Source organism: Carboxylicivirga sp. (assembly GCF_982718395.1).
The window spans coordinates 1-11,621 of record NZ_CEXQWX010000182.1 but is presented as its reverse complement, the minus strand read 5'-3'; the positions used below and the strand labels follow the sequence as shown (position 1 = coordinate 11,621).

Annotated in this window: 8 protein-coding genes and 1 tRNA gene; 7 read left to right on the top strand and 2 right to left on the bottom strand. The window is 36.1% G+C overall.

Translation table 11 applies throughout. The features are described from left to right. The first annotated feature begins 295 nt into the window (after positions 1-295). From AC4MRQ_RS22100 to AC4MRQ_RS22075, 6 genes are all read left to right on the top strand, one after another. Positions 296-1,000, top strand: coding sequence for an SAM-dependent methyltransferase (locus AC4MRQ_RS22100; RefSeq protein WP_491199900.1), 705 nt, complete (start codon positions 296-298; stop codon positions 998-1,000). 159 nt (positions 1,001-1,159) lie between these two features. Continuing rightward, positions 1,160-1,810 carry a BamJ family beta-barrel-assembly machinery protein gene (gene bamJ / locus AC4MRQ_RS22095; RefSeq protein ID WP_491199899.1) on the top strand — a complete coding sequence of 217 codons (651 nt, stop codon included), beginning with the start codon at positions 1,160-1,162 and terminating at the stop codon, positions 1,808-1,810. A 225-nt stretch (positions 1,811-2,035) separates the two neighbouring features. Further along, entirely contained in the window at positions 2,036-3,634 is a 1,599-nt protein-coding gene (locus AC4MRQ_RS22090; RefSeq protein WP_491199898.1) for a hypothetical protein, read from the top strand. 25 nt (positions 3,635-3,659) lie between these two features. After that, entirely contained in the window at positions 3,660-5,519 is a 1,860-nt protein-coding gene (locus tag AC4MRQ_RS22085; protein ID WP_491199897.1) for a DUF5723 family protein, read from the top strand. 207 nt (positions 5,520-5,726) lie between these two features. Further along, a tRNA-Ser gene (locus tag AC4MRQ_RS22080) sits at positions 5,727-5,811 on the top strand. 247 nt (positions 5,812-6,058) lie between these two features. After that, positions 6,059-7,273 (top strand): phage integrase SAM-like domain-containing protein, encoded by a 1,215-nt coding sequence (locus tag AC4MRQ_RS22075; protein ID WP_491199896.1) that lies wholly within the window; start codon positions 6,059-6,061, stop codon positions 7,271-7,273. A 129-nt stretch (positions 7,274-7,402) separates the two neighbouring features. On the opposite strand, the gene AC4MRQ_RS22070 is transcribed toward AC4MRQ_RS22075, so the two are convergent. After that, a complete protein-coding gene (locus AC4MRQ_RS22070; RefSeq protein WP_491199895.1) occupies positions 7,403-8,638 on the bottom strand; it encodes a type II toxin-antitoxin system HipA family toxin in 1,236 nt (411 codons plus the stop codon). A gap of 14 nt (positions 8,639-8,652) precedes the next feature. Then, positions 8,653-8,931, bottom strand: coding sequence for a helix-turn-helix domain-containing protein (locus AC4MRQ_RS22065; RefSeq protein ID WP_491199894.1), 279 nt, complete (start codon positions 8,929-8,931; stop codon positions 8,653-8,655). A 187-nt stretch (positions 8,932-9,118) separates the two neighbouring features. On the opposite strand from AC4MRQ_RS22065, the gene AC4MRQ_RS22060 reads away from it, so the two are divergent. Then, the coding region (locus AC4MRQ_RS22060) for a TOTE conflict system archaeo-eukaryotic primase domain-containing protein (protein ID WP_491199893.1) at positions 9,119-11,621 on the top strand (2,503 nt) is incomplete at its 3' end.

The following is an 11,621-nucleotide window of genomic DNA, read 5'->3' as shown; positions in this document are numbered from 1 at the left end:
CAATTGCCAATATATGTATGGTATACGCTTTGATATCTGTTGCATAAGTTCCCATAATGAGCCCCATTATAACAGCAAAGACTAAAACAAAATTCCGATTTCGTACTAAACTAGTAATAAACTGCATCTATAAACGCTAAAAGTGTTATTGGTATTAAGGCGGGCAAACTTATAAATTTTATTTAGAATTATTCTACATTAAAAACATGATATAATCCATTTGGAACTGACTAGCCCATTTATGTACTTTTGCACTCATTGTAATTATCAACACAAAGCAACTTTACAACACATAATGAAAGGCCAATTATATTTAATTCCCAACACACTTGGTGATAGTCCAATAGAACGCAACTTACCAAAAGAAACGATTGAAATCATTCGCTCTATCAAACATTATGTGGTAGAAAACATTAGATCTGCACGTCGTTTTCTGAAAAAAGTAGATAAATCTATTGAGATTGATGATTTGACATTTTATGTACTGGATAAACACACTAATCCGAACGATATTCCTGATTATCTAAAACCGGCATTCGATGGAAAAAATCTGGGCCTTTTATCTGAAGCAGGTTGTCCTGGGGTTGCAGACCCAGGTGCTGATGTGGTAAAACTGGCACATGATAAAAAAATCAGGGTAATACCTTTAGTTGGTCCCTCCTCTATCCTGCTTTCGGTTATGGCTTCAGGTCTTAATGGCCAAAGCTTTGCGTTTAATGGTTATTTGCCTCTTAAAAAGGGAGAAGTTGGTAAATTTATTAAACACCTGGAAGATCGTTCTATTCGGGAAAAGCAAACCCAATTATTCATCGAGGCTCCATATCGAAATATTAAGTTACTGCAGGAGCTACTGCAAGCCTGCCGACCGCAAACACAACTTTGTATTGCCTGTGACATTACTCTGGAGACTGAGTTTATTCAGACAAAAACAATTGCCCAATGGAAAAGTAAGCTCCCTGATATTAATAAACGACCTGCTATTTTCTTAATATTAGGTTAACAAAGTAAGCTTTGAATTTCGAAAACAAATACTAATTTCGAAGCCACAAAACTAAACATATGGATCAATCATGAATTTACAATATTCTTAAAATACTGAATAATTAAAATTTATTGGAGGGTTCATTCAACATATCACAACAAAGTTAATTTTAGACATATGAAAAACATTTTAAAGAATAGTATATTTGGCATTTTTGCAATAGCAACATTGTTATTACCTCAGGCATGTTCCACTCCAAATGCACCGGTTAAAATCAATTCGAAAGCTGATAGCATTAGCTACAGTTATGGAATAATGATGGCTCGTGAAATCTCGTCTGAAAATGGTTTAAGTTCCGATATAGTAGCTGCCGGAGTGCGTGAAGCGATGATGAAAAATGAACAAATTACACTTGACGAAGCCAGTAAGATCATTGCGATAGGCAAAGCACAGGTAGGTATTGACTTCCTTGCGGAAAATGCAAAAAAAGAAGGCGTTAAAGTAACCAACAGCGGTTTACAATATAAAGTGATTGAAGAGGGAACCGGTGCTTCACCCGGAGCTACAGACCTTGTTACTGTGCATTACAAGGGGTCACTCATCAATGGTGAGGTATTTGATAGTTCAGAAGGTGGTGAACCTATTTCTTTTCCATTAAATCGTGTTATTCCTGGTTGGACTGAAGGATTACAATTAATGAAAGAAGGTGGAAAGTGTAATTTCTATATCCCTTATGAATTGGCATATGGGGAACGAGGAGCTGGTCAGGTTATTCCTCCTTATTCAGCTTTAATATTTGAGGTTGAACTAATTAAGATTGGTGAGTAAGTTAAATCTGCTTTAATTAAAAATATTGAATGAGATTTATCAAGTAGATAAGTCTCATTTTTTATATGTTGTTTTTGCTCGTTCGACCATACCGTACTAAAATTCAATAACATAAAGATTTGTTACACTGTAACCCTTACGCATACAAGTCGTAACACTACCCAAAAAAATGAAAACCGGTTTTAATAAGAAACCGATTAACAGAGTTGAATAATTCTTATATCTATGAAAAAACTACACATTGCTATTGGTGTATTGTGTTTATTACTGGCATCAGCATGCTTTAATGAGCTATCAGATAAGCTTAATAAAATTGATTCATCCAATTGGAACCCCGAATTGGCTGTACCGCTGATCAACGGAGATTTCACTATGGGTGACCTGGCAAATGAGCTATCTCAAGAAAACCTGACTGTAGAAGCCAATAGCGAAGGAGTTACCACGCTTATTTACCAACAACCACCTATTGTTTCACAAACGGCGCAAGAACTTATTACCTTCGATGGTTTTGACTTTAACGATCGCATTGAACTTGGAATAGATTTACCCTCAATTCCTGGTGTATCCCTAGACACTACTATTAATACCGTTCATCGTAATACCCTAACCACTAATGAAGATGACAATCTTTACCGGGTTAATCTTAAGGAAGGAAATTTGTCGCTTAGTTTAAATGGTACAGTACCTGCTACGGGAGGCATAACCATTGTTTTTCATTCATTAATTAAAGATGGCCAAGAACTTGAACTTGTATATGACTGGACAAATACAACCAGTCAAAGTTTTAACAATGATATCGACCTGTCTGGCTATCAGCTAGATCTTTCAGAGGGTAATACAAAATCCAACCAATTCGTTTATTCATCTGAAATACAACTGCACTATGAAGGGCAAGGTATCAGTGCCAGCGATGGATTTAACGCGGATATATCCATTAATAACCTATCATTTGAGTTATTAGAAGGAAACCTGACCAACAGATCTATCACGGCTGATGAAGAGCATTTTAGAATAGGTTTTAGTGATGAAATCACCCAAGGCGATTTCTATGTTGCTGAACCGGCATTTCATTTAACTTTCCGTAATAGTATTGGCGCACCCATCCAAGCAAATATTGAGTATATCATTGCCGAGTCACGAACCAAAGGAAGCATTAACCTCACAGGCGATATTACATCAACGCCAATTAACCTGCTACACCCCTCTGTTCCCGGTAATTATAACAATACTGAGTTAACCATAGATGAAACGAATTCCAACCTACCAGATATTATTGCCTTTCAATCCGATAGCATCAGGTATGCTGTTACCGGAACAGTTAATCCCGATAGTAATAATGATACTCATTTTGTCACAGATACCTCCCGCATCATGGTTGATGTTATTACTGAAGTTCCACTAAATGGGTATATCAACCGATTACTGATGTCGGAAATCTATGACTTTGATGGAAGCTTTGCAGAGGATGTGGATAATGGTATAGTACATGTCAGTGGTTACAATACGCTACCTGTTGATGCCCGGATTCAGGCCTATTTTGTTGATGAGGCTAATAATGTTGTAGACAGCTTGATCTACAATAAAGAACTTCTTTTATCAGCAGCTATATCGGATTCAGAGGGAAATGTGGACAACCCAACCAACGTTGAAGAAAGTTTTGTACTGGATCGCACTCGTCTGGCAAAAATCGAAAAAGCTGACAGAATTCGATTAGTAGCTATACTTAACACACCAGATTCACCTGCACAATCAGTTAAGTTCTTCGAGAAAAATAAGCTGAACATCAAACTTTCAGCACAAACCAAATTCAATCTTGATTTTTAACATCTAACCAGCTAAATCATACATGATGAAAAAAATATTATTACTGGCTGCTGTTCTGATGTTAACATCAACGGTTTGGTCACAAGGCGAGTTTTCGCTTTATAATTTAAATAAAACAGTACCACAAGCTCATCAGCTAAATCCAGCATTTCGAACAGATTACGGAATTATGTTTGGATTACCTGTCATATCTTCTACTCACCTCTCATTTAATGGTGATCAGTTAACTTTTAACAACCTCTTTAGTTCCAATAGCGATGGTAATTACGAACTGGATTTTGATAAAATTGCCAGTAGTTTGAAAGACCAAAATTACCTGAGCCTTAACAGTGATGTACAACTTCTGTTTTTTGGAGTGAATTTCGATAAGAATTTCTTTAGTTTGGCATTCAATGAACGTGTTAGCTCATTATTCACTTATTCTGGAGATATTGCTACCCTGGCAATCATGGGAAATGGCAATGAAGCAATCTTTAATAAAGACCTTGCTCTTGATAAAATGGTCATCAAACAAAATGCATATCATGAAATAGCATTGGGATATGCACGTGAATTTGGTAATAAATTAACCCTGGGCTTACGCATTAAATACCTGATGGGTATTGCTGCCTCTGAAAGTGAAGCAATAAATGGTATTGCACGAACATCGCAAGACCAAATTTACATCAATCACAGAGGGTTTAGTGCTTTTACAGCAGGCGAATCTTTTTTCGATTCTGACAACGATATGGTTGAGTTACTCACCAACACTTTACCTGGTAAAAATAAGAACACTGGTTGGGGAATTGATTTTGGAGCCAATTATCAGATAACAGATCGTTTATCAATATCTGCCGCAGTAAATGATTTAGGTTATATCAACTGGAAATCAGATACGAAAGAATATCGTTTCAACCCTGTGGACTACAGCTTTGATGGTTTTGAAATTCTACAGGTAATTGACAACGACGATGATAGTGATGTTTTTCAGGATGAGATAGACGAACTGGAGGCTCTTTTTACTCCAGAAGAGTTTGAGGAAGTAGAATTCCGTTCAACGCTAACCGCCAGTGCTAATGTTGGTGTTAACTATGAATTTTATAGAAACAACCATGTTGGTATGCAAGCATATGGTCGAATGGTGGAAGGTATACTTCAACCAGAGTTTGCTGCCTATTATAACTTTAAACCAGCCCGCATTTTTAACGGGGTAGTTAATATGGGCATGAGAAATGGTAAAATCAGTATGCTTGGTGTTGGTGCTTCTGTGGATATTGGGGGCTTACAAATATATGGTACCACAGAGAGTCTGACCAATCTGATTAAACCTGATGACGCCTCTATAATAGACGCCCGCATTGGTATTAACTTTGTTGTGGGTAACCGCCGTAGACAAGAACCCAGGGGCATTAAAGAAGACAAAACTCCACCACCTCCCCCGCCGGTAATGGCAGAGGAGCCAGTTGAGGAAGAAATTGTAGAAGAACCAATTCCTGAAGCGACCGAAACACAGGTTGAAGAACCTGTTTCTGATGTAGATACAGGTATGGGCCCTGCACCTGCAGTTGTTTCGACTCCCAAATATCATGAACCGGAAATTATGATGTCAGTTCCTGTTGAAACTATGGTGGTTAATCAAGGTAATCATCAGGACGAATTGCATATTGGTCATTATGTGGTGGTTGGTGCCTTTTTATCTAAGGAAAATGCTGATGAATATAGTAATAAGCTCAAAGCAAAAGGCTACGAGAATAACTATGGTTTCTTGACTGAGAAAGACTACTATTACGTGTATATATACAAAAACACCGATGACGCCTCTAAAGCTAGAATTATACGGGATAAATTCAGGACAAATGATGAATTCGATTTTAAAAATGCCTGGCTCCTTAGCGTGATTCCATAAGTATCATGGTAATAAAGTAAAGTTTTTTCTTTCAGTATTGAGCTAGTAATTAAAAAGATAGAATTCGAACAAAATCAGGTGTATTTTTTTTCAGCATTTTTTGTTTTGCAGTTTAAAAATAAACCCTACTTTTGCATCCGTTATCAAAAGAGATACACACTGAAACACTAATGACCACAGGGGTTTCAGACTAGATACTAAAATATTGGAGAGATGGCAGAGTGGTCGAATGCGGCGGTCTTGAAAACCGTTGTACCGCGAGGTACCGGGGGTTCGAATCCCTCTCTCTCCGCTGAGTGCGAAAGCAATTTAAAGTAAAACCCTGTAAGTCAACACTTACAGGGTTTTTTAATGCGCAATATTTTGCAAAAAGATGCAAAAAAAGGCAGTTTTTGAGCGGACTTATCGAGGACTTAATTTGCTCAAAAAAAAGTCCTCGATTGACAGTTAAAAATACTCTGTATTGCGCTCTATTACTCGGTTTTGAATCGTTAGAAAATGAACTCATAAAAATAATTTTAACATTAAAAATTATCATTATGAGTGGACTTGAACATGTCAAAATCTTGTTCTTCATTAAAAGAACAAAACTTACCAAAACCGGAGATGCAACAATCTTCGTAAGAATCACTATTAACAAGGAAAGAACAGAGTTTTCTCTCAAAAAGCACGTCTCCCCTAAAATTTGGGATGATAAAAAAGAAAAAGCTAAAGGCAGAACACAAGAAGCCGTTGAGATCAATGATTTTGTTGACCAATACCAAAAGAAAATCCTATCCTATATCGACTTTATGATATTGGATAACCAAACGGTCACTGCGCGAATTGTTCAGGAAAAACTTATTGGCAAAAAAGAAATCAGACGAACTATATTAAAAGTATTTCAAGAGCATAATGACAATGCCAGGAAGCTTATTGGAATTGATTTTGCCCCTGATACGGTTCAACGCTACGAAACATGTTATACACATACTAAAGACTTTATCCGATGGCAGTATAAACGTGAAGACATGGCCCTGGAAGACCTAAACCATCAATTTGTACGCAATTATGAGTTGTACTTAAAAACAGAGCGTAATTGTGCCCATAACACAGCTATTAAATACCTGAAAAACTTTAAGAAGATAGTCAGGATTGCCCTGGCTAACGGTTGGATAAAGAAAGATCCTTTTGCTACCATCAAGTTTAAACTTAAACCAGTTGATGCTGTATATCTTACAAAAGAAGAGCTGGATACTGTTATCAATAAGGAAATAGCTATAGAACGTTTAAAACAAGTACGTGATGTTTTTGTATTCTGCTGTTTTACCGGACTGGCCTTCTCCGATGCCAAGTCATTAAAACGCGAGCATATCACAACAGATGGAAATGGAATTACCTGGATACATAAAAAGCGCACCAAAACAGACCAGATGAGTACTATCTTTGTGATTGAAGCTGCAAAAAAACTAATGGCAAAATATGAATATGAACCGGAACTTATTGAAAAGGATGGAGTTCTTCCTGTTTTGAGTAATCAAAAGATGAATGCGTATTTGAAGGAAATCGGGACTATATGTGGGATTAACAAACCCATATCAACACATACAGCACGACACACCTTTGCCACAACAGTTGCTTTAGAAAATGATATGCCATTGGAAGTTGTATCAAAGACTTTAGGACATTCCAGCACTAAAATGACGCAACGTTATGCCAGAACAACAGAAGCTTTGATTCAAAAGAATATGGAGAAGATCAAGGATTTGTATTAACCTTTACAAGGACTTTTAGATTGAAAACTAATTAAATACCTAAATGCCATTATAAGTAAATATCGCATATCCTGATATGCGATATTTATTATTCAACTTTTTTTGGAATTTCCCCCATTTGGAGGAAATTTAATCGTTCTTATTTACCTCATTCATTACCTTCTCAATGCGTTTAATAGTCGATTGAGATACTCCATATTCTTTAGCAATAGAACTCCACTGACAAATAGCTTCTTGTACCTCTCCCAATATCAATTCCGGTTTCTTTATTCCAAAATGTTTAGCCAACTTCAAGAGATGTTTCCTACCTGGGTTCTTGCTTTCTCCGGCAACCATGGTGCTATGAAAACCATAAGCCGAATTTGAAAAGGTAAGATCATAAACAGGAGCAAAACTCCAACTGCCTTTAGCATTCATTAAAAATGAAAAGTTCTTACTATGATCGTCCCTGTTGTGGGCAAATACATTAAAGGCAGCCAGGCGAAGAACTTTTTCATAAGCTTCCACATGTTTTTCAAGCTGAAATGCGCAATCCATTAAATGACCATAGTCCATGGTGCTCATTCTGAAGTTATCGTGCATCAACCCGCTTGCCGTGTGCATATGGATTCTTTTGCCCTGAACCCGATCAAAACGTTTAGTACCAAAATAAGACTGCCCGGACCGACCTGTAAATAATTTACATTCGCTCATTTCGAGTCCTGCATTTAAAGCCATCTTATGGTAGGCATATTCAATGTTAGCAATCTCTTTGGGATCAGAAGACGATGGAAATTTAATCAGCCAATCTTCAAAACTATCTGCTAATTGATGATAACCGTGTATAATTTCATTGGTCTGTTTATTGTACCCGACAAATATTTTAGGGCGTGCTCCACCTGAAGATCCACCAAGGGTAAACAGTTCATCAATAATATCCGAATCGCTTCCTTTTAAAATATGGTTCATTTCCTGAGCTATCATATCTAGTTCAATTTCTGAAGGTATTGCAATATCTTCATCAAACTGTGGCTTATAACATAAAGCTCCCATACCCTTATCTCCAACATAGGCCAAACGTTCCAATGGAGTTAAACTTTGCATATCCACTCCTTTAGAAGTAAGTGTGCGATCCAGCAACAACCTTCCCCAACCATCCGGCAAAGAATCGTTAAAAACACCAAACAGTCCTTCAAATGGCTCCGTATCTGTTGAATTTATTTCATTGTTAAAAGGTAGCTTGATAGGCGAGATATTAAGACCTAATTTTAAAAAATCAGAGTTATACCGAAAGTAGATCGTTCGATTATCCCTTACCATTTCACCAACCACATGAATTTGGCCTTCAATATCTAAAGACACTAAAATATTTTTGATGTTGTCCATGACAGATTCAGTATTTAGGGTTTAGAAGTGAAAAGCCTCTCAATGTTGCCTATATCTTCTCTTGATTGAAAAACAGGTTTAAAATCTTCGAGTCTATTAAGCAGGTGGGCTAACTTAAGCAGCGATTCCAGAGAGATTTGCCCGGTAGTTTCAAAACGTTTTAGGCTACCTAAGGAAACACCCGAACGTTCTGCGATTTTGGCCTGAGATAACTTCAGTTGTTTGCGTAAGGCTTTGTGACGCTTTGCCAGTTCTTTAGCAATTTCGTGTGGTGTTGGATTTATCGAATACATGCAGTTAAAATATTAGCTAAATATAGCTATATTTTTATTTTATAGCTAAAATATTAGCCCACATATTTATATAACACTATTAAAAAATAGTTCATAATTCACTTTGGAAAAAATGCTACTACAATAAAATATTATCAATCTACAGATTATTATTTTCTTTGTTAATTTATGAACCATAAAAACACAAATGAGTAGCATTAACCTCCATATCAGACTTATTCAACAACTCTTTAGGTGTCGTAAAGATGTTTTTGCAATCCGTTGGGAGAAAGGAAAAAATAAAGGTTATATGCCTGCATACAGTTATGACCCATACGTTTATAAACAACACAAAATTGGAGGAGGAACTTTAGCCAACTTTAATGACAAAGTAAGAAAGCGGCTTACCTCCAATGAAATAAAACTACATCTTGAAGGAAAACAATTTATTGGAATTTATCCTCTCTTAGAAGATAACACCTCTTGGTTTATTGTTGCTGACTTTGATAAAGAAAACTGGAAAGAAGAATGCACCCTGTTACTAAATAAATGTAACGAATACGAAATACCCGCATATATAGAGCGTTCACGATCCGGCAAAGGCGCTCATGTTTGGGTATTCTTTGAAAAACCACTTCCGGCAATAGAAACCAGGAAAGTATTTATAGCATTATTGAAAGAATGTGGAATCATCTCAGAATTTGATAAGTACTCAAGTTTTGACAGACTATTCCCCAATCAGGATTATCTTTCCGGTAAAGGTTTTGGCAATTTAATTGCTCTTCCCTTTAACAAACTTACATTAGAACAGGGGAATAATTGTTTTGTAGATGCATCAAGCTTTAATACATTTGAGAACCAATGGCAGTTCTTAGAGAAAGTTAAACGTCTATCTTCAGAAAAATTCTACCAAATATTATCAAAATACAAATCCGGTGAAGCTTCAGTTTCATCAACAACGCAGAAAACCAAGGGCAAATTAATCATTACTATCAGAAATAAAATCATTCTTAACAGATCAGGCATAAACAGGGATTTGATTAACTTTTTAAAAGAGGAACTAAATTTCACCAATACCGAATACTTCATAAAGAAAAAGCTTGGTAAGAGCACGCATAATATTGATCGGTATTTCAACTTTATTGAAGAAAATGACGATGAAGTCATGATACCCCGAGGCATGGCACGAAAACTCATTACGTTTTGCACAAAGAATAATATAGACTTTGAATTTATTGACAAGCGGAATAAGCGTAAAGAAATATCCTACTCATGCGATATTCAGTTGAGAGTACATCAAAAGCAAGCAATCGAAGCTACTATAAATAAAGACTTTGGAATTATTGTTTCTCCACCGGGTAGTGGTAAAACCATTATTGGTTTAAAACTAATTGCAGAAAAGAAACAACCTGCGTTAATTGTTGTACATAGGAAACAAATTGCAGAGCAATGGATCGATAGAATTCAAACATTCTTAGGAATACCAAAGCACAAAATTGGCTTTATTGGACAAGAAAAGTTAAAAATTGGTGAAGTAATAACGGTGGCAATGATTCAATCTCTTGCAAAGAAACTGGACAAAGAGGTTTCTAATGATTTAGTAAATGCTTTTGGAACAATAATAATTGACGAATGCCACCACATTCCGGCTAAATCATTTGCTGAAACCATCAATAAATTAAATACGTGTTACCTATATGGATTAACAGCTACGCCGTTTCGCAAGCACACCGAGGATAAACTAATATCTATACAATTGGGCAATACAATATGTGAGGTTGAACCCAAAGAGTGTAATAACACACAACAAGCAAAAATTATTGTAAGAAATACCGAACTTGATATCCCTTTTAATTCAAAAACTGATCCTTTTGAAACGCTTTCACAGATCCTAATACACGACTTAGCCAGAAACACCCTAATTATTAACGATGTTAAGGCTGAATTGAACGAAGGGAACAAATGTGTTATTATTACTGAGCGGAAAGAGCATATCAATTCGATAAACCAGTTTCTTAAGCAACAATACGAAACAGTTACGTTAAGTGGCGAAGATTCTAAAACTTCCAGGAACCACAAATGGCAAATATTAAATGATGGTAACTATGACGTTTTAATAACTACCGGACAATTCTTTGGCGAAGGAAGCGATATTCAAAATGTTTCCCGGCTGTTCCTTGCCTATCCTTTCTCCTTTAAAGGTAAGATAATCCAGTATATTGGTCGAGTTCAGCGTTCTGAAGTCACACCAACTATTTACGATTACAGGGATTACAAAATTGAGTACTTGAATAAGATGTTCCTTAAAAGGAATGCACATTATAGAAAGCTTGAAAAGTTACGTTCTTTATTTGATGATATAGACAATCAACAAGAATCTCAACCAACAATTAATGAAATAAGAGAAAAAGTAAAACTCAAATTTGATGATTTAGAATTTCATTATGGTTGTGTTCTTTTTAACTATGTTGACAAAGAAACCGGAGAACTCATTGAATTTTCAATTGACAATGATACTATCAGGCCGGAATTCACAATCTTAAAATCATATTTTGCCAAGAAGTTAAATATCAAGAATATCGAAGTAGATATTTATGCAGAGTTCAAAGATGGTAGGTTAATTGCTCAGGATGCCACATCAATAGATATTGACCGGATTAATTCTGAAATAATCGACAGCGTTAAGTTTCAATTCTTAAACAAAGACATAT

Coding starts and splice junctions, on each gene's coding strand:
- AC4MRQ_RS22075 (WP_491199896.1), top strand. CDS start 6,059: ATGAGTGGACTTGAACATGTCAAAATCTTGTTCTTCATTAAAAGAACA.
- bamJ (WP_491199899.1), top strand. CDS start 1,160: ATGAAAAACATTTTAAAGAATAGTATATTTGGCATTTTTGCAATAGCA.
- AC4MRQ_RS22090 (WP_491199898.1), top strand. CDS start 2,036: ATGAAAAAACTACACATTGCTATTGGTGTATTGTGTTTATTACTGGCA.
- AC4MRQ_RS22085 (WP_491199897.1), top strand. CDS start 3,660: ATGAAAAAAATATTATTACTGGCTGCTGTTCTGATGTTAACATCAACG.
- AC4MRQ_RS22100 (WP_491199900.1), top strand. CDS start 296: ATGAAAGGCCAATTATATTTAATTCCCAACACACTTGGTGATAGTCCA.
- AC4MRQ_RS22070 (WP_491199895.1), bottom strand. CDS start 8,638: ATGGACAACATCAAAAATATTTTAGTGTCTTTAGATATTGAAGGCCAA.
- AC4MRQ_RS22065 (WP_491199894.1), bottom strand. CDS start 8,931: ATGTATTCGATAAATCCAACACCACACGAAATTGCTAAAGAACTGGCA.